We start from the raw sequence: 23,551 nt of genomic DNA, 5'->3' as shown, positions 1-23,551 counted from the left end.
CACTAACAGAGTTGCTTTAACCGTTGGGTCTGGACATGCACCGCCGCCCCCCGGCCATATTAAATAGGCCCGGAAGCGGCAATAGTTCTCGGCTACTGCCAGCCGCACTGGTCGGGGTTACTAAGTCCCGGCTGGTTCTCACCAGCTAGAATGCGATATTTCCTCCACAGAAAGAAAAGTAAAGCGGAAAAAGTAATTGCCATTTATGCTACCCATGGAGAGCTGCGCTTGGAGTCTCCCCGGGGGCGCGGCTGGCGCTTGCTGTAAGGCATAATTTCCCGGCGGCATTTCCAACGTCAGCTTTGTCTCCCTGTGCTGCTGCACCTGCTGCTCCGGTATTTCGTACCATTACGCAAACTCGCCTCCCAAGACTTCTTCCATACGACCGAGATGTCAGGCCATTTGTAGAGGAGCAGCAGGGAGCCAAGGCGATGCAGTTCAAACCGCCCGCCGCAGGAGTTTGATTGGCTTGCATTCCTGAATGGGCAGAGTTTTTGGGCTTCGCCTTTGGGACGGTGCTTTTCCTTAGTAAAGACTACAAATCCAGACGAGTCGCTCGATAGCACGGATTTACGAAAGCGGTCGGAATTTGTAAGGTTTGTATTTTCGAACATTATACACTTTCCGCCGACGGGCCAAATCTCTGAGACGTATGTTTTCGGTATGGATATCGGAAAAAACAAAGCCGTGGCGAACCTTGCCCGGCGAGCAAACATAACCGTGTACACCGACGCAGAATGGGAATGGAACCTTATCGTGCAGGGATGGGATCAGGACTTAATCTGGGAGAGGTTCCATCGCGTTCTCTCCGGGGCTGGCCTTGAAAATGTCGAGGTCATCGACTCGGGGGCGAAATGGCGAGTCGAGGCGACGGACTCCGCCGGTAAGCCCGTCACGAAAGAGGTCTTGTGCTACATCAGGGGGATATTAGCGGGGTTGCTAGCGACTTATTCAGCGATTCCGTGGTCCTGGTCCCGCGAATCTGAAAAACGTCGGTAAAAGGTCGGCATCTGGCCATAGCGATACCCGGGGTTTTCGTCGAAGGGGACCTTCACGGCAACATTACCATCTATCGATAGCCGGACCTAAACCTATGAACTCACCCGAGTGTGCCCGTTAAAATTTCCGCAAAATGTTCTCAAAGGATGACCGATCTGGTCCCTCAATAGCCTGAAATAGAACGTTTCTATTATCGTTTCTGCTAATAGCATCCTCTTGTAGTGTCGCCTTTTTCCTGGCTTTCGTCCTCTTGGCCGATGAGTTGGAGTTATGATCGTGTAATAAATGCCGATGCGTCGATCCGCTGCCTTTTAGCAATCGACTTTTTGGCTGGGTACGCCATTCACAAATTTTTCGTTATTGGCTTTTGCCGATTTCGATTTACGAACAGCGGGCTTCGGGGCGTTCTCGTTACTTGGGGATTTCGGTTTCACAAGCTCCAACTGGCCTTTTAGGTGAGCGAGATGCAGTTCCGTTTCATGCCATTTGGCGATTGCATTATCCAGTTTTCCCCGGAGCTGCGGAACTTCCTCCTGATAGCGGTTCTGCGCATCAGCCAGCCGATTCTCTGCTTCTGTGAGTTTTAACACCATTTCATTATTGGTGGTCCGGACTTCGGCTAGTTTTGCATTCTCTTCGCGTACCTGAGATTCGAGACGCGCGCCCTGCTCTTCGAGATGACGGTTTCTCTCCTCGGCAGCCGTCAGTCGAGTTTTGAGCTGCTCACTTTCGGCAAGAATACCTGCCGCCTGGACCTCCATTCTGTGCGCCTTTGTATTCGCCTCCGAAACTTCGCTCCGCAACCGAGCGCCCTCGGAGGCAAAATGCTCGCGCAGCGAGTTCAACTGAGCAAGCGCTTCCGCGAGACGGCGGGCGTCGCTTTCGCTATTAGCGCGAGCCTGTGTAGCCTCCGCTTGGGCTTTCGCCAGTTGCGATTGCATATCATCTCGTTGCTCTTGGAATTTTTCAACCTGCGCCTCAGCACTCCGGATCTGTGCAACAAGGCGCTCATTTTCATCAAGCGTCGAGCCATAGTCTTCTTTCAACTCTCCGAGTTCCTTCGAGAGCCGGTCGGCCCCAGCTTGAACGCCCTTCTCCCAAAGGGCGCGAAAGGCTTGGACTGCCTCCGGAGAGTCTGTCGGAAGCGTCTCTTCCGCCTCGATTTCATTCTTGAACCGGTTAATCGTAGCATCCGAACCGCCCGTGATTGCGCGAATCCGCTTGACCGTCGGGTTTTCTCCTCCCGCGCGAATTTGTTTTATCGCGTTCTCGACATCTTGCCGGGTGACATCAGGCCGTGGTTTAGTATTCATGGCGCTATTACTCCGTTTTCCTCGTTGGGTAATTACGGTAATGCCATTACCGTAACGGCATTATCTTGTCCGTCAGATACGCCGGAAATCGGTGGGCGGTGCTACTGCGTGTCGGTTGCTCGGCACGGCTCGGCTTGGATATCAGCGATGCTGGGGTGTTGATATGCATGGTTTTTGGAGTTCAGAGAGCTAGTTCCCGATTCTTTGAGTGCAGGCAACCAACAATTTCACTTTTCGCACTTTGGGTTGCTCGCGAGGTTTTTCACCCAAGCTTGCCAGTCCTCGAAGGCTTCTCTGACGAGTTCCAAGATCCGGTCGCGGAGTTCAATGGGAGGGTAATCGCCAATTTCGTCGGCAATCTCGACAAGATCTCCACCCGGAATATTCCCCTCCTTAACGGCGATGGTTAACAAGCCGTGACGTTCAAGAATGACTTTGAGTTTTGCCACTGCTTGGCGAGCGGTTGCCTCGTCCGCGTCTTCGGGGAGGTAAAACGCCTGCCAGTCGGGTCTAAGCGATAATGTGACCTCGGCAAAGGCCACCTCACGGGTAAGAGCCGAGGCAACAGCCACGGCGGCCATCGCCCGTAGAATCTCCATGGCTTGTATCGAAATATCGCCCTCGATCCCCTTTAAGATTTTGTCGAAGAGGGCGCGCCCCATCAGCAAGCGGGTGTATCTGCTAAGCCGGAATATATCGTTGTCAGTCAGCTCCGAAAGAAACTCGGCAAACTGGCCAGGTTCGTCTGTTGCCACTTCCAGGCCACCGGCCTCGGATTCGAGCCAAAGCAGCGTGCCGCCGTCAGGCGTGGTCCCAAGGTACAGCGTGCGGTTTGTCTCGCTAGCCGGGAGAATACCATCGTCCTTGTCGTTGGTTGTATGGAGACGGCGGACGGAAGATTTAATGACGCCGTGAGATTTAGTGAGCTGCAATAGGGTGTTCTTTTTCACTATTTAGGATACACCCCCCAGATTCTGCCCATCGCAGATTTTTTTTGATTTTTGCGAGAATTGCCTTTTTGGCGGAAGGACTGAGCTCGGCGGAGTTAATAGGAACTTCTTGGAAATCAGGGAATTGCCACATCAGGACTGGGGTGTTCAATTTTCCTCCCGTAATTCGTTGGAGTTTGCGAAGCGACGCGGTATAACCCGGGAACTCTTCGCCTCACACCACCACGGTCGGTCTCGCCATGCAGCTTTCCACCTCAGCCCGTTCGCCTTCGCACACTTCCGGCTTCTTCGCCGCGACGCGCTGGACGATGGTGCTCTCCGCTGCCGGGCAGGGAAGCGGAACAGGTTTCCGGGCTTTGGGTGAGCTTTGCCAGTGTTATTGGCGGCCGCTTTATACTTATCTTCGGTGGCGGGGAATCGACGCGCAGGAAGCCGAGGATTTGACGCAGGAATTTTTTGCCCGGCTTTTGCAGGGAAACGGCCTGGCAACGGTTGACCCCGACAAGGGGAAGTTCCGGTCGTTCCTGCTCGCCTCGCTTAAGCACTTCCTGGCCAATGAATGCGACTGGGCGCGGGCGTTGAAGAGAGGAGGCGGAGTGCCGCCCATCCATCTTGATGCGTTGGATGCCGAGAAGCGCCGCCAGTTGGAGCCCTCTGACGATCTCTCACCCGACAAGGCGTTTGACCGGCAATGGGCGCTCACCGTGCTGGATCAAGCGCTTTCGCGACTACGTGCCGAGTTTTCCTCGGCGGGCAAGGAAGTGCTTTTCGAGGAGCTGAAAGGTTATTTAACCGGCGACGGGAAGGCTGATTCCCATGCGGCGGCAGCGGAGCGTTGCGGCTTGAGCGAGGGGGCGGTCAAAGTAGCCGTCCACCGTTTGCGCCGACGCTACCGCGAACTTCTGAGGGATGAAATCGCGCAGACGGTGAGCACCGCCGTGGAGGTCGATGAGGAAATTCGGAACCTTTTCGCCTCTTTCCGATGAAATTCTGTAACCTTTGGCGCGATTTGCTTTTTCAAGAGGTGAACCTATTCCCTCTATGAGTAATGAAGCCCAGTGTCCCGAATGTGGCGGAAAGCTTCCGGCAGAGACGCCGGAAGGGCTTTGCCCGGCCTGTTTGTTGCGGCGTGGTTTGGAAACGCAGGCGGCGGGGAGCGCCCCCGATCTCCCTTCGCCCACGCCGGAGGCGCTCGCCGCCTATTTTTCGCAGCTCGAAATAGCGGAACTCCTCGGGCGCGGCGGCATGGGGGCGGTTTACAAGGCCCGGCACAAGGGGCTGGACCGCTGGGTGGCTTTGAAGGTTCTCCCGGCCATGGCTCAGCGCGATCCGGCGTTTGCGGAACGGTTCACTCGGGAGGCCCGCGCGTTGGCGAAGCTCGACCACCCCAATATTGTCACGGTCCATGATTCCGGAGAAACCAACGGCCTCTTTTATTTCATCATGGAGTATGTGGACGGGGCAAATCTGCGCCAAGTGCTGGCTTCGGGCGGTGTCACGCCGGAGCAAGCGCTCGCTATTGTCCCGCAAATCTGCGATGCGCTCCAATACGCGCACAAGCAGGGTATCGTTCACCGCGATATCAAGCCGGAAAACATCCTCGTCGATAAGTCGGGCCACGTGAAGATCGCCGACTTCGGCATTGCCAAAATCGTAGGACGGGAAGCTCAAGATTTTACGCTCACAAGCATGGGCGACGTAGTGGGAACGCCTGCCTACATGGCTCCGGAACAAGTGGAACACCCGAGCGAAGTCGATCACCGGGCGGACATCTATTCGCTGGGCGTGGTCTTTTACCAGATGCTTACGGGCGAGCTGCCGTTGGGCCGGTTCGCGCCTCCCTCGCGCAAAGTCCACATCGACGTGCGCCTGGATGAGGTGGTGCTACGAGCTTTGGAGAAAGAACCCGACCGGCGCTACCAACAGGCCGGGGAGGTCAAGACCGAGGTGGAGACGATTGCGGGTACGCCCGGTTCTGCGGGAACGGAACGGCCAAAAGCCTACCCGTGGAATAGGCCAGTTAATTACCGAAGCAGAGCCACGCTCTTTGGCCTACCGCTGGTTCATATTACGCAAGGCACGGATCCGACCACTGGCCGGAAGCTCGTGGCGCGCGGTATTATCGCCATTGGGGATATCGCTCAGGGAGTGATCGCCATTGGCGGGTGCGCCATGGGGGGCATCGCACTGGGAGGGGCAGCTTTCGGCGTCATTTCCGTGGGTGGGCTGGCTTTGGGACTATGGGCCTTTGCTGGACTAGCTTTGGGACTGATCGGCGCATGGGGCGGACTGGCGCTGGCACCTATTGCCATGGGCGGGACAGCGATGGGGTACTTTGCAAAGGGAGGCCGGGCAATTGGAATGCATGTGTGGGATTCAATAACGAAGGACCCTGAGGCCGTGCGATTTTTTCAGGACTCGTGGTCGCAGAAATTCCTGGATTGGATGCCCATCACCAGCCCTATCTTTGGGTTTGTAATTTTTGCGATTGCCTGGGGATCGATTGAGTGGGCCAAGGCTCGCGAAAACCGTAGAACCGGGAAGAAAACGAGATGGTGGCTCGGGTTGCTCCAGTTTGCCAGCGCTCTGCTCATCTTGGCTCTCTTTGGAGTGAGTATCGCGATCTCTTGGACATCGGTTCATCAGCGACAACAACCTGCCCGATCCACAACATCGGTAAACCACGAGCACTCCCTCTCCTTTGGCCCCGCAATCGAACAAACAGTAGCCATGGAAAGCGCCATGGATTTAGATACCGGCAAACTCGCCACGCCTCCGAAATCGGTCTCGGGGGAGAACGACATTGGGAAGTTTGTCCTCGGACTGTATAAATGGTTGGAACAGCAGGGCATGGATGTTTATATCAGCAGCGGCCCCGACATCGGCGCGGTCGATATGAAGGTCGCCATCTTAAAAAACGACGCTTGGGAAACGATAACCGTCGAACAACTCTTCCAGGCGCTCGAATCGGCCAAAAAGGAAACCTTTCAACCGCTGAATCACGGCAAGGATTCACCAGTGACGTACGCCTTTCAGACGCGAGAAGGCGGTATAGGCATTCTTCAAATCCTCGGCTTCAACGCCAACGACGGCGCGAAGATCCGTTACAAAATAGTGCAGAATATGGCAAAGCCCCGGAACATCGAGGCCGTCCTGTCAACCGAGCAGTCCCCTATCGAACGTTTTCAGGCAACGCTCCAAGATGCGGTGGACCGGAAGGACAAGGCCGAGGTTCTCGCTTTAATTAACCAGGACGGCATCGATGCGGAAACGATGGCCGATTTGCAGAAATCTATCCTCCCGCTTTTTGACCGGGTATTCTCCTGGCCGCGGGTGAAGGTGAAATGTGAGCGGCGGAGTGATGTGCAACCGGAATCGTGGGAACGCAACGGCAAACAATATGCCCTGAATGGGAAATTGCTTATGAGCGCTTCTTTCCAAAACACCGATCCCGCGCACAACGGACAGGGCCCTGTGTTCCAGGCAGGGCTAACTCCCAAAGGCATGCGTATTTTGCTGCCGGTCGAAGCCAGCCAGCCCTCCGCGCAGTGGGCTCAAAACGTGTCAGGCTGGGGCTCGGAATTGCTGTCCGTTCACGGAGTAGCTGCGAATGCCGGACCGGACACAAAGGATTATCCGCTTACCAGCCCCAGCGGGCAGACCGAAACCGTCCATCTCGAAAAGCCTGTGCTGCTGGATTGGCTGAACGTCCGTTCGGTAAAGCCGGAACCGGATGGTAATGGCGTATATACCCTGAAAGTAACTTTGGACGAAGAAGGCACGCGGAAGTTCGCTGAAATCACTGCCCGGCGCCTCGAAAAGCAGATCGGGTTTGTCGTCGATGGCAGGCTCCTCTCCGCGCCCAGAGTTAAAGACCCCATCTTTGGTGGAAACTTTTCCGTGGGGAATCTGCCCGAACAAGAGGCCCGCGATCTTGCCGCAAAGCTTACCAAGGCTATTGGAACAGGCATGCCCGAACCCTCGGCAACACCAACCCCCAGCCCTTCCCCGGTTCCGGGTTCCTCTGCACCAAGCCAGGATATGAAAACCCGGGCTGTGGCGTTCGTCGACCTCCTCGCAAAGGGCGACTTTGCCAAGGCGCGGGCGGAGTTTGACACTACGATGAGCGGCGCGATGTCGGAGCAAATGCTCGGCACGGTTTGGGCTCAGTTGGGTTCGGGCGGTGGAAAGTATCTGGGACACGATGCTCCCAGGGAGGAAGCCTTTCAGGAATTCATCATCGTTTACGTTCCCTGCCGATGGGAACGGATGCAGGTGGATCTAAAAATCGTGTAAAACCGGGCAGGAAAAGTGAGCGGCCTTTGGGTCGTACCAGCCGGTTCATCCATGTTGGGGAGCTCGCCAACGCCACCAGCCAAGGAGCAAAAATAATATTTCATCATTTTTATTCGTATGGATGAATTGCCCCTTTACGTTTCCAAGCGAACAGCCAAGAGCCTTTGGCCGGAATACCGCATTTATAGCGACCGGGTGGAACTCCAATGCTGGACGGCTTTTCACACGCTCGTTATCCCTGCCGCCCAGATTGGGAAAATCGAAGTGCGTCCTTCCGCCTTGTTTAGCGTGAAAGGGATAACACTTTGGGGATTAAAGCTCGATTACTGCGACTTGTGCCGTCATGTCTTGCTGACGAAAAAATCAGGGTTCATGAAGGGTGTCGTATTCGCGCCGGACGACCCCGAAAAGTTCGTTTCCGTGTGCCATGCCATCATTCCCGATAATTATTGCTAGCTTCCTCAGGAACATTCGGACAGCTATAGCCGCCTGCAATAAAGGGCAGCGTGTGTAGCGGCACGTTAAGCTTCAAGCACGGCGGCTTCGAGCAGTCCGGAGGCAAACTCCACGTACCGGACGGTATTATTCACATTCACGTGGCCGAGAAGGCGTTGCATTTTGCAGAGGTCACCGCTAATCCGGGGATTCGTCCACATCCGGCTCGCGAAGGTTTTGCGCATCGAATGAGTGCCGAGCCGTTCGGTTGAGACGCCCATTCGCTCCGCCGCAGCCTGGATGACCTCCCAAGCGTGCGCGGCTGACATCGCTGTTGTCTTGCCCTGCGCAAAAAAGAGAGCTGTGCGAGCGTGAAACGGGTGGTCCAGTTTTTCCACGCGAATGTAACGTTCGAGGGCCTCTTTTGCCGTCCGATGAATGGGCATCGTCCGAGCCTCCCACTTTCCTTTCATACTTTCCCGCCGAACCGTCAGTGAATCGACGATGCGACCATCGCGGCAAATGTCTTGGACGCGAACGGAAAGCAGTTCTGAAACTCGGAACCCTGAGAAAACGCCCAGGGTGAAAAGCGCCCGGTCGCGCAGTGCGTGCCGCCCCGTCATACCTTCGAGCAGCTTGTTTACCTCCTCATCGGTAAGAGCTTTGCAGCCTTTGTAGTTCATACGAGAGATACGGTACGCCAACGCTCCCACGCAATGGCCCCTATTCCGTCGGATTCCTCGACATGGAAAATGGCGGGGCTCGCTTGCTTTCCGATCAGTTATGCACCGTGCCGTTGAGGAGGAGCAGAAAGCTTCGGTGTTCCATCCGCAGCGAACTCAAACTCCAACGTGCAGTAGAGCAACTTGCCAGGATGGGGATAGACTCGCTGCCCAACGTTGATGCACTTTGTCCGGCCAATTTCCTCGAGCCACCGTTCGGCCCGGAGCGGCGTGTTGTGGTCGTGCCCGCAAGCAAAGACCAAAGGCTGATGCCGCCGGATCGCGTCCGCCCATTCGGGAGCCGACAGCCACCCTTCGGACAATTCCAAGCACGGTGGTTCGTGCGCGATCCAGAGAGCACCTCCTGCGGGGCCTGCCGCGCGCAGGAGGCGGGTCAACCATACGTCCGGTTCGTAACTGTCCAGCGCACGTCCCTGCGCATACCATTCATCGTCGCCCATCCAGCACGGGAACCCCACGATTGCGAGCGGGCCGACAAAGACCGCGCTGCCGTGCAGAAAGTGCGCCGGTCGCCCCGCCGCGCGCCAAACTAGCTCGAAATCCTCGAAGTTGCTGTCTTCATGGTTTCCTCGACAAAAGACAATCTTGCACGGCAGGGCGGCAAGGACCATGGCGCACTCAGTAACTGTGAGCATTTCAGGGGTGTGCGCCTGAGGGGTAAATCCATCAAGAAAATCGCCAAGAACGGCGAGCACATCCGGCTTGTGCAATCGCACAGCAGCAGTGAGTTGCTCGTACAGGTGGCGGCGTTGGTGCAAGTCGGCAACGGTTAAGACGCGCATTACACAGTTACTGGTATTTCATGCTTACAAAAAATCGTTTCGGCAGGACGATCTCGAAAGCACAATGCGTGAACACAAGAGCCGGAATTCTCCGCCTTCTATTATTCACGTGAATTGGATATCGTGGTCACGCTGCGTTTTTTAGCCTGCGGTTCGGATTCCGGGACGAGCGGGCGTCAATCCTTCGCGGGCAAGGAGTGCTTTGTCGCGTTTGATGGACGGCCCTTCGGTGGTGAGCATGTCGCCTGCGATCAGCGCGCTGACACCCGCCTGCAGGAGCTGTGGCATTACCTTCTCGAAGAGGATACGCCCACCGGCGAGGCGGACCGTGGCTTCGGGATAAAGGATGACGAAGATGGCGACGCTGGTTAGGATTTCTTCCGACGGCAGTGGCGGCATGGATTCGAGCGGGGTGCCCTTAATGGGATACAGGACGTTGATGGGGATGGAATCGACCCCGAGTTCTCGCAACGCAATAGCCATTTCAATACGCTCGGCAAATCCTTCGCCCATCCCGATGATCCCGCCGGAGCAAAGGCTCATCCCCGCCGCGCGGGCGTGGCGCAGGGTTTCCATTTTCTCCTGAGGCGTGTGGGTGGTACAGAGCTTGGAAAAAAATGACGGGGCGGTTTCGAGATTGCAGTGGTAGCGGCTTACGCCGCTGGCGGCAAGTGCATCCAGTTCGGGGCGGGTTAATAGCCCCAACGAGGCGCAAAAACGCAAGCCGGGAGTTTTTTCCCGCATTTCCCGGTAGACGGCGCAGAGTCGCTCTACGTCCGCCCGACTCACTTTGCGTCCGCTGGTGACCAAGGCGAAGCGGTGTACCCCGTTTTGCTGCGCCTTTTTGGCAGCGGCTACCGCTTGTGGTGCCTCCACCAGCGGCGTTATTTCCACGCCGGTGCTGTAAAAACGCGACTGGGCGCACCAGCGGCAATCCTCGCTGCACCGTCCGCACCGTGCGTTGAGAATGGCGCACATCTCAATGTTTTTCCCATGGAAGGCGACGCGCAGCCGCCCCGCCAAGTTCCACAAAGCCTGGGGAGCGTTTCCTTCTAGCAAACGCAATGCTTCCTCCTGCGAAAGGCGCTGGCCATTGCAAACATCGTTGTGGAGTTTTTCCAGAAGCATGGAGTTTCCAGCCTAAAATCGAGATTCCCCATGGGCAAGACAAAGACGGGATTTGAACGGATGAGCCAGGGTGACGGTCGGATGAAAGAAGCGGATGAGAGCGTGGTACCTGTGAACCAGTAGACCGCTCCCCTCCAAAATGCAGCATAACACCATGATTCCCACACATTCCGATTCGCGTTCTGAAACCGACCGTGGCTCCCTGCTGATGGGCGATATCTTGTTTCCGCTTCGGCTGGTGGTGGGATGGACCTATTTCTCGGCTTTTTGGAGGAGGCTGGTTTTAGAGAACAAGCTCATATCGGATGCTCCGGGGTATATCGGCGAGAAGTTCAATCATTTCCTGCCCAATGCGATTGTCATCAAACCGATCATTGAGTTTTTTGTCTCCCAGCCCGTTCTGCTTTGGTGGCAGTTGGCGGTTTTCACGGCGGTGGAAGCCGTGGTGGGGTTGGCACTGATGGCTGGTTTTGTGACCCGTCTGGCGGGGATCGCTACAAGTCTGCTGGCCTTCGGGATTTTGCTTGGGGCGGGTTGGCTTGGGACAACGTGCCTCGATGAATGGCAGATCGGTGTTTTAGGCGTCACGGCGGGACTGGTTTGTGCCATGGCCGGAGGTGGTCGATATTCCGTGGACTATTTCCTGATCCGCCGTTTCCCTCGTCTCACAGACACCATCTGGGGCCAGATGTTATTTGGGGTGCCCCTTCGCAATGGGCGTTTGTTTTCACGTCTAGCGCTGGCGGTCGGGGTCGCGGTATTTGCTCTGACGCTAACGACCAATCAAGTATTTCACGGAGGCGTCTGGGGCCCTCTCCACAATAAGTCCGTCCGGCCCAAAGTGGAGGTCACGAATGCCCGAGTGGATTCCGGCGTGCTTCGATTCTCCCTGCAGCGCGTCGAAGGCGCGGACGTTTACGGTTCCTTTCTTGTTGGCGCAAGATTGCTCGACCGGGACGGGCGGGAGCAGGCGGCGTGGTCTGCCGAGGCTCTGGCAAAAACGGCAGGGTCGGACATTGGCAACCGGTATGTTGCAAAAATCAAACCCGGCCCGTACGGACTGATTCTGCCGCTGGGGGCACAGGCCACGGTATCGTTGCATCATGATTCGTTAGCGCACTTGGCAAATGGCTCCTACACTCTCGAATTACTGGATGTCAGCGGAGCAAAATGGTCGGCTCCCGTGCGAGGAGAGATCCGGTAGCAGGTGTCGGTATTGAAGCATGGAAGCCGCGACCTTTTCCCCGGCCCCGTTCTTGGACTGGCAAGATAAGGAATGCCGCGATAATTGAAATGCCTGCGGCCAAGCCAATCAACAGCGGCCAGAGGCGTCCATTTCCAGCAACTTTTGTCAGCCATGCCCAATTGATGACCAAGTGCAATACGATCAGCGCGATGAAAGCGTAGGCAATCCAAGTATGCAGGTCGCCCCATTCATGGCGAGTCCAGCCCAAAACGGTTAATCCCCGTCCGCCCCGGCTTCCCGGGATTAGCCGAAATGCCATCAGAAGCCCCGTGCCCGTCATCATGCAAAAGCTCAAATAGAGGAGAAGATTCAAGACGCGCCGAATCAGTGTTCTCATGATATCTTCCGAAACGTAGCGCTGGGCATAGCGGGATGCCGCGATTTTGAGTGAGGCAACCAACATGCGGGAACAAAGCGCTACATCGTCAATAGTCACCTCAGCCGCTTCCGGGCTTTCCAGCCGCGAGGCGAAGCTGAGGCTGGAGCAGTTTGGCCCCAACGCGGTCAAGGAAGAGAAGCCGCATCCGGTTAAGCGTTTGCTGCGGCGCTTTTGGGCGCCCGTGCCGTGGCTTTTGGAGGCGACCATCGTGCTCCAGCTTTTCCTCGGCGAACGGCTGGAAGCCTATGTGATTGGCGGGTTGTTGGTTTTCAATGCCGCGTTAAGTTCAGTGCAGGAAGGGCGCACCCAGAAAACGCTAGCGCTGTTGCGGCAAAAATTGCAGGTGGTAGCGCGGGTTCGGCGTGACGGCGCGTGGATGAGCATCCCCTCGGAAGAATTGGTTCCCGGCGATGTGATTCATCTGCGACAAGGCGGCATTGTGCCCGCTGATGTGCGGATCGATACCGGATCGCTGCTTGTAGATCAGTCAGCGTTGACGGGCGAATCCGCTGCCGTGGCAGTCGAACCCGGCAAATCCGCGTTTGCCGGTGGGTTGGTGCGTGGCGGCGAGGCGACGGGCGAAGTAATCTCCACAGGGGCGCGCACTTTTTTTGGAAAAACGTCGGAGCTGGTGCGCACGGCGCGATCCGCTAATCGGCAGGAACATGAAATCACAGCGGTGGTGGAAAATCTCTTTGTGGTGAACGCAGCGATGATTGTATGTGTAGCCGGATATGCCGCGTTCCGTGGAATGTCGCTCTCGTTCATCGTGCCGTTGCTGGTCACGATTCTGCTCGCGTCAATCCCTGTGGCGCTACCGGCAACCTTTACACTAACTGCCGCGCTGGGCGCAGCGCGGCTTACCGGGCGGGGCGTTCTCGTCACCCGGTTGAGCGCGCTGCACGACATCGCCTCAATGACGGTTCTATGCAGCGACAAGACCGGGACGCTCACGCGCAATGAAGTGACCGTCAAGACGCTCTGGACCATGCCGGATGGTTCACAAGACGACCTGTTATGTGCCGCGGCGTTTGCCAGCGATCCCGCCGGACAAGACCCAGTGGATGGCGCTGTGGTTGATGCCGCCACGCAGCATGGCTGGCAAGCCAATGAGGCGGAACGAACCGGATTCAAGCCGTTTGACCCTGCGACCAAGCGGGCCGAAGCGGATTATCGCCACGGAGAGGACTTGCACTGCTATACCAAAGGCGCACCCCCGGTCATCGCAAAAATGGCAGGCATTGAAGACGCCGTGTGGCTGCCGCACGCGCAAGAAATCGCGGCGAAAGGAGAGCGGGCGCTGGCCGTGGCCGAAGGCGTGGGCGGCAAGTGGTATTTCCTTGGGCTCATAGGCTTGGAAGATGCCGTTCGAGAAGACTCCAAGGCCGTTGTCAGCGCTATCCGGGATGCAGGGGTGCGCGTGGTGATGGTCACCGGAGATAACGTGCTGACGGCGATGAATGTCGCAGCCCAAGTCGGCATCCCGCCTCGGCTTTACCCGGCGGATCGGCTTGGCGGACACTTTCACGGCGAGGCGCTTGATGACGACATTTTTTCCGGCGTGTTTCCCGAGGACAAGTTCAAGCTGGTGCGCGCCTTTCAGCAACGGGGAAACGTCGTCGGAATGAGTGGCGATGGCGTCAACGACGCCCCGGCACTCCGCCAGGCGGAAGTGGGCGTGGCGGTGGCTAACGCGACCGACGTCGCGAAGGCCGCCGCCGCCATCGTCCTCACCCGGCCCGGGCTGGGCGACGTGGTGCCCGCGCTCCATGAAAGCCGAGGCGTGTTTCAGCGAATGATGACTTACACGCTGAACATGCTGACCAAAAAAATCGAGATCATGTTCCTGCTCGTCGGCGGCTTTTTCCTCACCGGCCACCGACCGCTGACACCGCTCATGATGGTGCTCATCATGTTTCTCAACGATTTCCTGACCATGGCCCTATCCACTGACAAGATGAGCATTTCGAGCCGTCCCAACCGCTGGAACACTCGCGCCATTGTTACCACCGCCTCGATCTTTGCCCTGGGCGTGTTCGTGTTTTCTTTCGGCGTGTTTGTGTTCGGAAATTACGTCCTGCGTTTGGATGCCCCGCATTTGCAGACGCTTCTATTTATCACCATCATTTTTAGCACGCAGGCCAACGTTTACCTGCTCCGGGAGCGCGGGCATTTCTGGGATTCAATCCCAAGCTTCCCGCTCGTGATCAGCTCGGTTTTGGGCGTTGCCGTGGCAGTGATGCTAGCCCGGACAGGGTGGATTATGCCGTCGCTTCCAACAGAGCTGTTGGCACGGGTGGCAATCGCAACCGTCATTTACAGCTTCGGATTGGATTGGCTGAAAACCTGGTTGTTTGGCCGACTTTACCTACGCTAGCAACAATTTCGATATTGCTGTTGCCTTATATCGCACGGCGCTTATATTTGCGGCGTGAAGCTTCTCGATATCTACAAGAGCCTGAGCGATGAAACCCGGGTTCGTATTCTGGGGCTGCTTTCGGTTTCGCCGCTTTGTGTCTGCCACATTCAAGCTGTTTTGCGCAAATCACAAGTCGTCGTTTCACAGCACCTCGGTTACCTGCGGGAGCGTGGACTGGTAACGGGGCGGCGATATCGGAGTTGGATGATTTATTCGCTGCCGTCCGGCCGTCCCGAGGCACTGGAGGCCAATCTCCAGTGTATTCAAAACGCCGGCAATACGGACCCTCAGTTCCGGAAAGACCGGGAACGGCTGGAAAAGTTGATGGGGGCAAAAAACGTGCAGGCATTGCTCGATGACGGCTACTGCCCGTGTCCCAAAGTTTCCTCCACCAAGTCCTCACGCCTCAAGGCAACCATTTCCTGACAGCATTTATGAAGAAACTACAAATCCTCGGCACCGGCTGTGCCAAATGCAAAAAGCTCGCCGAAGTCACCGAACACGCCGCCGAATCGCTCGGGTTGCCGTTCGAAATCGAGAAAGTGACGGAGATCCAGAAAATCATGGCGTTCGGCGTGATGACAACGCCTGCCCTCGTGGTAGACGGCGTGGTCAAGGTTAGCGGCAGAGTCCCGTCTGTGGACGAAGTTTGCGAATTGATCAAGTAGGCAAATTTTTCAACCAACACACTCTTATGAAAACAGGATCAAGGATGACGCTGGCTGTAATAACGTGTTGCGCATTGTGGTGGGGGACCGTGGCGTTTGCCGCCGAGCCTTCCGCTGGGAGCCCTGCGTCCACCGCCGTGAACACGCCCCAGCCAAGGCTGGTTGACTTGGGCGCGGGCCGCTGCATTCCATGCAAAATGATGGCCCCGGTGCTGGAGGGTCTGAAAAAGGAATACGCGGGCCGGATGCAGGTGGAGTTCATCGACGTTTGGCAAAACCCCGACGCTGGGAAGAAATATGGGATCAAGATGATCCCGACGCAGATTTTCTACGATGCCACCGGGAAGGAACTCTTCCGCCACGAAGGCTTCATCTCCAAGGAGGACATCCTCAAAAAATGGAAGCAGCTCGGAGTAACGTTCGCCGAGAAGAAGACCGCGCCATAACAGGTCCCAGGAAACCATGGAGACTCTCTTTATTTCACTGACTCACGCGGTGGAAGGCTCGGCGGTAATTGCCCTCGGGGCGGCCTTCGTGTGGGGTATTCTGAGTATTATCCTGAGCCCCTGTCACCTTTCCAGCATCCCCCTCATTGTAGGCTTCATCGGGGGACAAGGGAAGGTGTCCACCGCGCGGGCTTTCTGGACAGCGACGCTCTTTTCCACCGGCATCCTTGTGACCATCGCGGTGATCGGGGTGGTCACGTCGGCAGCGGGGCGCATGATGGGCGATGTTGGCCCATGGGGCAATTACCTTGTGGCTTGCGTGTTCTTCCTGGTCGGACTTTACCTCTTCGGCTGGCTTCCAACTCCGTGGACGGCTCCCGGTCAAGTTGGAATGCGCAGCAAAGGACTTGTCGCCGCGCTGATTCTCGGGCTCGTGTTCGGGATTGCCCTGGGGCCTTGCACCTTTGCTTACATGGCCCCGATTCTAGGCGTCACGTTCAAGCTCGCACAAACGAACGCCATTCAGGCAGCGGCCATGCTACTGGCCTATGGCATCGGGCATTGCTCGGTAATCGTGCTGGCTGGCACCTCGACGGAGTTGGTCCAGCGTTACCTCGATTGGAACGAAAAGTCCAAGGGCATCACGATTCTCAAATCCATCTGCGGGGTGCTGGTGATCGTGGGCGGAATTTACCTCATCTACGTGGCGCAACATTGAATCATCCAATGAACTCGACAAATTGGCCCTATTGGGCGCTGCGCCTGTCTGCCGTTTTCCTGGCCGTAGCCGCGCTGCTTTTGGGCGGATGCAATGCCAATCCCAAGCAGGAAGAGGCCGCTTGGTATTATCCGGATTGGATTGTCCAAGCGCCCTATGCCCCGGTGTTTCAAGTGCGGGACACCGAGAGCAGCCTCGGTCCCTACTCGCCGCAGACCAAGAGCATCACCATCAAAGACCTCGTGAAGATGCACGGGCATCCCTGCGATGGCCTCGTGACGGCAGCCTGCGCGTTGAGTCTCGGGATGCAGGAACTATATCCCGAGGGAGTGATCGACCGCACCGATACCGGCGGCATCTCGAACAACTCGCCGTGCTATGGCGACGTTGTGGCCTACCTTACCGGCGGACGCATCCGATTCGGCTCTCAGAAAATCGATCCGGCGATGGGCGCAGAATTTATCCTCTGCCGGTTCTCCACAGGGAAGGCGGTGAAGGTCGCATTGAAGCCCGGCGTGTTCCCCGCCGACGTGGCCCAACTGGAAGCGAAAATCCGCAAGGGCGACTTTACCAATGAGGAAATGCGGCGCTGCCAGCAGTTGCAGTGGGATTACGCGCGCCGACTGATGCAGCACCCGCTCGCCGAATCCTTCACCGTGACGCCGCTGACGGATTTCGTTTGGCAGCCGGACGCCTATGAGCACCTCGGCAAGCGGGGCGATGTTGTGAACAAGAACGTGGGCGCACAAAGCTCCCATCCTTAAACCATGCAAGAAGACCCAAAAAAGAAACCGAACTGCTGCTGCAATTCCGCTAACAGTGAGCAGGCTTGTTCCTCCACGGCTGGAAGTGGCCCAAGCCTAACCAAATACTTCTCGGTCGGACTCGCGGGCCTGATTGTTTGGTGGCTTGTCTATGGCAGACTCTCGCAGTTGGCGGGATGGTTTACCTACTCGCTGATCGGCCTTAGCAAAGGCTCTCAGATGGCCTCCGCCGTAGAGTTCTTCGTCTTTGAGGTGCCGAAGGTGCTGATGCTGCTCGTGCTGGTGGTATTTGGCATCGGTGTCATCCGCTCCTTCTTCACGCCGGAACGGACCCGGCGGATTCTATCGGGCAAGGGCGAGTTTGTCGGGAACGTTCTTGCGGCGTTGCTGGGCGTGGTCACACCGTTCTGCTCGTGCTCGGCGGTGCCGCTCTTTATCGGCTTCGTCACGACCGGCGTGCCGCTTGGGGTAACGTTCTCGTTTCTAATTTCCGCCCCGATGGTGAACGAAATCGCGCTCGTGCTGTTGTTCGGCCTGTTCGGCTGGAAGGTGGCGGCGATTTACCTTGGCACCGGCCTTGTGATTGCACTCGTGGCGGGTTGGATCATTGGCCGCCTGAAGATGGAGCGCCACGTCGAGGAATGGGTCTATGCCATGCAGACTGGCTCCGCCGCAGAGGATACGCGGCTGACCTGGCCCGAACGTATCCAGTATGGCTGGAACGCTGTGCGCGAGATCGTGGGCAAGGTGTGGTTTTATGTGATGCTCGGCATCGCGGTCGGGGCTGGGATTCACGGCTATGTCCCCGAAGGGCTGATGGCGTCCGTGATGGGCAAAGGGGTGTGGTGGTCGGTGCCCGTGGCCGTGGTCATGGGCGTGCCGATGTATTCCAATGCCGCCGGGATCATCCCCATCGTCCAAGCGCTCCTCGGCAAGGGGGCCGCGCTGGGCACGGTGCTGGCTTTCATGATGGCGGTCATCGGTCTTTCTGCGCCGGAAGCCGTGATCTTGCGTAAAGTGCTCAAGTTGCCGCTCATCGCCACGTTCTTCGGCGTTGTCGCCATTGGAATCATGCTCGTCGGCTATCTCTTCAACTTCATCATGTAGCGGTTACCCGAAAATCGCGTTTTCCTTGGCAAGCCGCTTTTGGAGGCTTTTGCAGACATGGCCGCAAAGATCAAAGATACCGGGATCGGCGATGCGATAGAAGACGCTAAGGCCACTTTTGCGCCGAGCCAGCAATCCCGCCGTCGTCAGGATACCCAGTTGGCGGGAAACATTGGTTTGCGTCGCGCCAGTGGCTTGAACCAATTCGGTAACGCTTTTTTCGCCTTCCTCCAGGACCATCAGCAATTTGAGCCGGGTCGGTTCACTCAACGCTCGAAACCGGGCGGCGATCAACTCGATGGCGGCGTCGGATAGCTTGGCGGATGTGCGGGTTTTGGGCATGTGACAAAAAAGATTCTTGCGCACTATATTTGTATGTGCTCATATAGTCAATGAAATACGGTCCCTTTGAAACGACGGCTATGAAGACACATCTTTCCCTGATCGGAGCTACTCTCGGATTTGCGTTATTGTTGGGGGCTTGTCACAAAAAGCCTCTGGCAAAGGGGGGCGGCGATGAGCTTCCTCCGGTAAACATTCGCGTACAAACCGTCCAAGCCAAGCCGCATGTTGCCACCGAGGATGTCACGGGCTCGGTCCGACCGAAATTGCAAACGGCCATTGCCCCCGAAGGCACGGGGCGTATCGAAAAAATGCTCGTGGTTCCGGGGCAGCAGGTCAAACGGGGCGAGGTGCTGGTGCGGCTGGACACCCGCGATGCGCAGGCGAAGCTCGATCAAGCCCGCGCTGTTTTTGAGCAATCGGTAAAGAGTTTGCAGCGGTACACGGCTTTGGTGGCCAGCAAGGCGGCATCGCAGGCGGACTACGATACGGCCTTGGCGAATAACGGCGTTGCCAAGGCCACGCTCACGCAAGCGGAAACCGCTCTGGGCTATATGACGATTGTCGCTCCGTTTGAAGGCGTGATCACCAAGAAATCGGCTGACGTGGGCGACCTTGCTTCCCCGTGGAAGGCGATCCTGGAGATGGAAGATCCCGGTGCGTTGCGTTTCGAGGCCGATGTGCCTGAGGCGATTATCGGTTCCGTAAAACCTGGGGAAGCATTGGCTGTCCAGAGTGGAACGATTAGCATCACCGGAACGGTAAGCGAGATCACGCCAGTCGCCGATGCGCAGAGCCGCACCTTTCTTGTGAAATTGGATCTTCCATCCACTCCCGGTTTGCGAACGGGGCAGTTCGGGCGTGCAGCGGTTCCCGTGAGCGAGACCACCGTGTTGCGCATTCCCACAAGCGCGGTGGTGCGCCGGGGGCAGATGGAAATCGTCTTCGTAGTCGACAAGGGACATGCGCAACTACGTCTGGTAAAAACTGGCAAGTGGTTCGGCAACGAAGTTGAGGTTGTCTCAGGGATCGAAAACGGCGAGCAAGTGGCAACGGAGAATGTAGCCCGGCTGGTGGACGGCCAACGCGTGGAGGTGCAGGCCCAATGAACTCGCAACCGTCTGAATCGCTCGGTCTGGCGGGCCGCATCGCCAAGGCGTTTATTGACTCCAAGCTGACACCGCTCATCATTGTCACGTCGATATTGCTTGGCATCGCCGCAGTGCTTCTTCTCCCTCGCGAGGAGGAGCCGCAAATCAAAGTGCCGATGGTGGATGTGCTGGTTTCCATGCCGGGGACCAGCGCCAAGGAGGCCGAGGAACGGGTCACGCGGCCCATGGAAAAGCTCCTGTGGGAAATCCCAGGTGTGGAATATGTCTACTCCACGTCGAGCCCTGGTCAGAGCCTCGTCATCGTGCGCTTTCTCGTCGGCTCCAATGCCGAGGAGTGCCTCGTGCGGCTGAACCAGAAGTTGCAATCGAACTTCGACCGCATCCCTCATGGCGCTTCGCAGCCGCTGATTAAGCTGCGCTCCATTGACGACGTGCCGGTTCTCGCACTCACGCTCCATAGCGCGAAATACGATCATCTGACCTTGCGGCGCTTGGCCGCCCAGGTGGACGACGCGGTGAAACAGGTGCCGCAGGTGGCGGAAACCAACTTGATTGGTGGAGCGCGGCGGCAACTGCGCGTCCTGATCGACCCGCCTCGGCTTGCTTCACGCAATCTGAGCCCGGCGGGGCTGATTCCGATGATCCAGCAGGCCGACCGCCAGTACGCTTCCGGCGGATTGACCAGCGAGAATCGTGAGGTATCCGTAGAAACCGGGGCTTTTCTGCAAAATGCGGACGATGTGCGAAACGTCGTCGTGGGCGTATACGCTGGCAAGCCCGTCTATTTGAAGGATGTCGCCGATGTGGTGGACGGGGCAGAGGAGCCAGCCAACTACGTGTTTTATGGCGACGCTGCTACGCCGGAAGAAGCGGCCGTGACGCTCAGCGTGGCCAAACGCCCCGGCACGAATGCGGTGTCGGTTGTCCACGAAGTTCTTCGAAAGGTGGACACGCTCAAAGGGACTGTCATCCCGTCAGATGTGCAGGTCTCCATTACCCGCGACTATGCAGAGACGGCGGCGGAGAAATCCAACGAACTGCTCTTCCACATGCTGATCGCTGTGTTCAGCGTGTCGCTCTTGATTCTGCTCACGCTCGGCTGGCGCGAATCGGGGATTGTCGCCATCGCCATCCCGTCAACGCTCGCTCTCACCTTGCTCGTTTTCTATCTCTACGGCTACACACTCAATCGTATCACGCTGTTTGCGCTGATCTTTTCCATCGGCATCCTGGTGGACGATGCCATCGTCGTGGTGGAAAACGTGGTGCGGCATTTTCATTTGCCGGGGAACCAGGGGCGGAATCGTTCGGAGGTTGCCGTGGAAGCGGTCAACGAAGTCGGCAATCCGACCATCCTTGCCACGTTCGCCGTGATTGCCGCCGTGCTGCCGATGGCGTTCGTCGGCGGGCTGATGGGGCCTTACATGCGCCCAATCCCGATTGGTTCCAGTGCCGCGATGTTCTTCTCGCTGGCTATCGCGTTTGTCGTCACGCCGTGGGCCGCCGTGCGGATGCTGCGGCATGTGGCAGGAGCTACTGCGTCTACGGGAGCGGCCTCAGCCCATTCCCACTTTGAGCATGAGGAGGATTTCTTTACGCGCTTTTACCGGCGCATCATGTCGCCGCTCTTGGCTCATACCGCCTGGCGCTGGACATTCCTGACCAGCATCACCGTGTTGTTGCTGGGATCCATGGCGTTGGTTGGGATCGGCTGGGTGAAGGTGAAGATGCTTCCCTTTGACAACAAGAGCGAGTTCCAGATCATCCTCAACATGCCCGAAGGCAGCGCGCTGGAACGGACTGCCCAGGCCGCGCGCGAAATTGCCGCCGCGGTGCGCTCGGAACCGGAGGTCACCAACTACCAGGTCTATGTGGGAGCCGCTTCGCCGTTTAATTTCAACGGCCTCGTGCGCCATTACTTCATGCGCGGTGGCGCAAACGTTGCGGATATCCAAGTCAACCTTGTTGGCAAAAACGAGCGCAAAGCGAAGAGCCACGACATCGCCAAGCGCGTCCGCCCGCGTGTGGCAGCCATCGCCGCGAAATACGGCGCCCGGGTCGCCGTGGCGGAAGTGCCGCCCGGCCCGCCGGTGCTGCAAACGCTAGTTGCGGAAATTTACGGGCCGACTGAGGAATCGCGGCTAGCCATGGCTTCCAAGGTGCGCGACATTTTTAAGAGCGTGGACGGTGTGGTCGATGTCGACTGGTATGTCGAAGCCGACCAGCCAAAAGCGAAGTTCGTTATCGACAAGGAAAAAGCCGCGCTCAATGGCATTAGCGCAGAGACGATTTCGCAAACGCTGCGTATCGCCGTGGCGGGCGAATCCATCGATTTGCTCCATCTTCCGCGTGAAAAGGAGGACGTCAATCTGACCCTCGAATTACCGCGTTCGGCGCGTGTCACGCCGGAGGAACTTCTCGCGCTCCGCGTACGTTCCGGCGACGCCAATTCGCTCCCAGAGCCCGGAGCATCATCAGGTTCGCAACTTGTCCCATTGCGCGAACTGGTCAAAATCGAGAAAACCATCACCGACAAGAGCATCTATCATAAGAACCTGATGCCCGTAACCTACGTCATTGGCGATGTGGCGGGCGCTATTGAGAGCCCGGTCTACGCCATCGCCAAGATGAACCAGGCGCTGGCGAAACTGGATACCGCAGCGTACGGCGGATCGGGGGCGAAGTTGCAAGTATTCAACGCCGCCATGCCATTCACGGGCGAACAGCCTGCGCTAAAATGGGACGGCGAGTGGCACATCACCATCGAGGTATTCCGCGATCTCGGAACCGCGTTTGCCGCAGTTCTGGTGCTGATCTACGTACTGATGGTCGGCTGGTTCCGGTCCTTTCTGACGCCACTCATCGTCATGGCGGCCATTCCGTTTTCGCTAGTTGGGATTTTGCCAGCGCACGGCGCGCTCGGGGCATTCTTTACGGCGACCTCGATGATCGGCTTCATGGCAGGGGCAGGTATCGTTGTGCGAAATTCAATCATCTTGGTCGATTTCATCGAATTGCGCCTGCGCGAAGGCATGCCGCTCGCAGAAGCCGTTGTGGACGCCGGAGCCGTCCGATTTCGGCCCATGCTCCTCACTGCGCTCGCTGTGGTTGTTGGCGCTGGGGTAATCCTTTTCGATCCGATTTTCCAAGGGCTGGCCGTTTCCTTGATGGCCGGTGAAATCGCATCCCTTCTGATCAGCCGCATGGCGGTTCCGGTGCTCTATTATATAGCGAATGCATCTCGCCAGGAAAGAGAATCCGTCCCTTCCATCACTGCAAAGCCAGCGTTGGAAGTCTCAGCCGCTGATGATCGGTTCGAGCGAAAACGCTAATCACCTTCGGTATCGGCGGCCTCGGCCTTGTTCACCTCAATACGCAAAGCAAACCCGTTGACAAGCGCCTGGGCTGTTTTTTGATGAGCCCGGCGAATGATGCGGTCGAAGGTTTGCCGCGAAACGCCCATGCACTTCGCCGCGTCTTGATTGTAAAGTCCCTCGCAGTTGGCCAGCCGCATAGCTTCCAGTTCATCCGCCCCCAGTTCGATCTCTTTGAGGTTGCACAACGGAATGCCCGCAGGCTTGAAATAATGCGCAGGAGGCGAGTGCTGGATTCTTCTCGGGCAGGGCGTTCGTGGCATGTGGGTAGCCTATACCAGCGGGGAGCGTATGGGAAGACCGTGCAAATTCGTTTGCAATCATGGTTAT

The 23,551-nt window shown here is 57.3% G+C and carries 22 protein-coding genes; 14 read left to right on the top strand and 8 right to left on the bottom strand.

Going from position 1 to position 23,551, the window contains the following annotated elements:
- Positions 1-663 precede the first annotated feature (663 nt).
- A complete protein-coding gene (locus tag B2828_RS01210) occupies positions 664-999 on the top strand; it encodes a hypothetical protein (RefSeq protein WP_479631851.1) in 336 nt (111 codons plus the stop codon).
- A gap of 311 nt (positions 1,000-1,310) precedes the next feature.
- On the opposite strand, the gene B2828_RS01205 is transcribed toward B2828_RS01210, so the two are convergent.
- Together B2828_RS01205 and B2828_RS01200 are read right to left on the bottom strand one after the other, a co-directional pair.
- Positions 1,311-2,312, bottom strand: coding sequence for a DNA-binding protein (locus B2828_RS01205; RefSeq protein WP_479631850.1), 1,002 nt, complete (start codon positions 2,310-2,312; stop codon positions 1,311-1,313).
- A 227-nt stretch (positions 2,313-2,539) separates the two neighbouring features.
- Positions 2,540-3,262 carry a hypothetical protein gene (locus B2828_RS01200; protein WP_479631849.1) on the bottom strand — a complete coding sequence of 241 codons (723 nt, stop codon included), beginning with the start codon at positions 3,260-3,262 and terminating at the stop codon, positions 2,540-2,542.
- A gap of 239 nt (positions 3,263-3,501) precedes the next feature.
- Between B2828_RS01200 and B2828_RS01195 the strand changes: the two genes are divergently transcribed.
- The 3 genes from B2828_RS01195 to B2828_RS01185 all read left to right on the top strand — a co-directional run bounded on the left by B2828_RS01195 (position 3,502) and on the right by B2828_RS01185 (position 8,014).
- A complete protein-coding gene (locus tag B2828_RS01195) occupies positions 3,502-4,248 on the top strand; it encodes an RNA polymerase sigma factor (protein WP_479631848.1) in 747 nt (248 codons plus the stop codon).
- A gap of 55 nt (positions 4,249-4,303) precedes the next feature.
- Positions 4,304-7,558: a protein kinase domain-containing protein gene (locus B2828_RS01190; protein WP_479631847.1), complete on the top strand. Its 3,255-nt coding sequence runs from the start codon at positions 4,304-4,306 to the stop codon at positions 7,556-7,558.
- 117 nt (positions 7,559-7,675) lie between these two features.
- Positions 7,676-8,014 (top strand): hypothetical protein, encoded by a 339-nt coding sequence (locus tag B2828_RS01185; protein ID WP_479631846.1) that lies wholly within the window; start codon positions 7,676-7,678, stop codon positions 8,012-8,014.
- A gap of 65 nt (positions 8,015-8,079) precedes the next feature.
- Here B2828_RS01185 and B2828_RS01180 read toward each other — a convergent pair whose 3' ends face one another.
- The 3 genes from B2828_RS01180 to bioB form a co-directional block, all read right to left on the bottom strand.
- On the bottom strand, positions 8,080-8,676 hold the full coding sequence (locus tag B2828_RS01180) for a tyrosine-type recombinase/integrase (protein WP_479631845.1): 597 nt from the start codon (positions 8,674-8,676) through the stop codon (positions 8,080-8,082).
- Positions 8,677-8,774: 98 nt separating this feature from the next.
- The gene (locus B2828_RS01175; RefSeq protein ID WP_479631844.1) at positions 8,775-9,518 is read right to left on the bottom strand and encodes a metallophosphoesterase family protein; all 744 of its coding nucleotides are present in this window, start codon (positions 9,516-9,518) and stop codon (positions 8,775-8,777) included.
- A gap of 141 nt (positions 9,519-9,659) precedes the next feature.
- Entirely contained in the window at positions 9,660-10,646 is a 987-nt protein-coding gene (gene bioB, locus B2828_RS01170; protein ID WP_479631843.1) for a biotin synthase BioB, read from the bottom strand.
- A gap of 139 nt (positions 10,647-10,785) precedes the next feature.
- Here bioB and B2828_RS01165 point away from each other — a divergent pair, with 139 nt between their 5' ends.
- The gene (locus B2828_RS01165) at positions 10,786-11,850 is read left to right on the top strand and encodes a TQO small subunit DoxD (protein WP_479631842.1); all 1,065 of its coding nucleotides are present in this window, start codon (positions 10,786-10,788) and stop codon (positions 11,848-11,850) included.
- On the opposite strand, the gene B2828_RS01160 is transcribed toward B2828_RS01165, so the two are convergent.
- Positions 11,804-12,229 (bottom strand): DUF4405 domain-containing protein, encoded by a 426-nt coding sequence (locus B2828_RS01160; protein WP_479631841.1) that lies wholly within the window; start codon positions 12,227-12,229, stop codon positions 11,804-11,806. The genes B2828_RS01165 and B2828_RS01160 overlap by 47 nt on opposite strands.
- A 46-nt stretch (positions 12,230-12,275) precedes the next feature.
- On the opposite strand from B2828_RS01160, the gene B2828_RS01155 reads away from it, so the two are divergent.
- Genes B2828_RS01155 through B2828_RS01125 form a run of 7 tightly spaced genes read left to right on the top strand, consistent with a single transcriptional unit; the run spans position 12,276 to position 18,393 of the window.
- Positions 12,276-14,648 (top strand): plasma-membrane proton-efflux P-type ATPase, encoded by a 2,373-nt coding sequence (locus B2828_RS01155; RefSeq protein WP_479631840.1) that lies wholly within the window; start codon positions 12,276-12,278, stop codon positions 14,646-14,648.
- Positions 14,649-14,702: 54 nt separating this feature from the next.
- On the top strand, positions 14,703-15,116 hold the full coding sequence (locus tag B2828_RS01150; RefSeq protein ID WP_479631839.1) for an ArsR/SmtB family transcription factor: 414 nt from the start codon (positions 14,703-14,705) through the stop codon (positions 15,114-15,116).
- 8 nt (positions 15,117-15,124) lie between these two features.
- On the top strand, positions 15,125-15,358 hold the full coding sequence (locus B2828_RS01145) for a thioredoxin family protein (protein ID WP_479631838.1): 234 nt from the start codon (positions 15,125-15,127) through the stop codon (positions 15,356-15,358).
- Positions 15,359-15,384: 26 nt separating this feature from the next.
- Positions 15,385-15,804, top strand: coding sequence for a thioredoxin family protein (locus tag B2828_RS01140; RefSeq protein ID WP_479631837.1), 420 nt, complete (start codon positions 15,385-15,387; stop codon positions 15,802-15,804).
- Between the two features lie 16 nt (positions 15,805-15,820).
- Complete coding sequence (locus B2828_RS01135; protein WP_479631836.1) at positions 15,821-16,522, top strand: cytochrome c biogenesis CcdA family protein; 702 nt, start codon at positions 15,821-15,823, stop codon at positions 16,520-16,522.
- An 8-nt stretch (positions 16,523-16,530) separates the two neighbouring features.
- Positions 16,531-17,286, top strand: coding sequence for a formylmethanofuran dehydrogenase subunit E family protein (locus tag B2828_RS01130; RefSeq protein WP_479631835.1), 756 nt, complete (start codon positions 16,531-16,533; stop codon positions 17,284-17,286).
- A 3-nt stretch (positions 17,287-17,289) separates the two neighbouring features.
- On the top strand, positions 17,290-18,393 hold the full coding sequence (locus B2828_RS01125; protein WP_479631834.1) for a permease: 1,104 nt from the start codon (positions 17,290-17,292) through the stop codon (positions 18,391-18,393).
- A gap of 3 nt (positions 18,394-18,396) precedes the next feature.
- Here the strand turns inward: B2828_RS01125 and B2828_RS01120 are convergent, their stop codons facing one another.
- Positions 18,397-18,735, bottom strand: a complete 339-nt coding sequence (locus B2828_RS01120) for an ArsR/SmtB family transcription factor (RefSeq protein ID WP_479631833.1) — start codon at positions 18,733-18,735, stop codon at positions 18,397-18,399.
- 50 nt (positions 18,736-18,785) lie between these two features.
- On the opposite strand from B2828_RS01120, the gene B2828_RS01115 reads away from it, so the two are divergent.
- Both B2828_RS01115 and B2828_RS01110 read left to right on the top strand, forming a co-directional pair.
- The gene (locus B2828_RS01115) at positions 18,786-19,844 is read left to right on the top strand and encodes an efflux RND transporter periplasmic adaptor subunit (protein ID WP_479631832.1); all 1,059 of its coding nucleotides are present in this window, start codon (positions 18,786-18,788) and stop codon (positions 19,842-19,844) included.
- Complete coding sequence (locus B2828_RS01110; RefSeq protein WP_479631831.1) at positions 19,841-23,179, top strand: efflux RND transporter permease subunit; 3,339 nt, start codon at positions 19,841-19,843, stop codon at positions 23,177-23,179. Before B2828_RS01115 ends, B2828_RS01110 begins: the two co-directional genes overlap by 4 nt.
- Here the strand turns inward: B2828_RS01110 and B2828_RS01105 are convergent.
- On the bottom strand, positions 23,176-23,484 hold the full coding sequence (locus B2828_RS01105) for a DUF134 domain-containing protein (protein WP_479631830.1): 309 nt from the start codon (positions 23,482-23,484) through the stop codon (positions 23,176-23,178). The two genes, B2828_RS01110 and B2828_RS01105, sit on opposite strands and share 4 nt — an antisense overlap.
- Positions 23,485-23,551: the final 67 nt, after the last annotated feature.

It is taken from the genome of Spartobacteria bacterium UBA695 (genome assembly GCA_002298145.1).
GTDB lineage: Bacteria > Verrucomicrobiota > Verrucomicrobiia > Chthoniobacterales > Chthoniobacteraceae > UBA695.
Note: the sequence above shows the minus strand (reverse complement) of the source record. Positions and strands in the feature narration are given on the sequence as shown.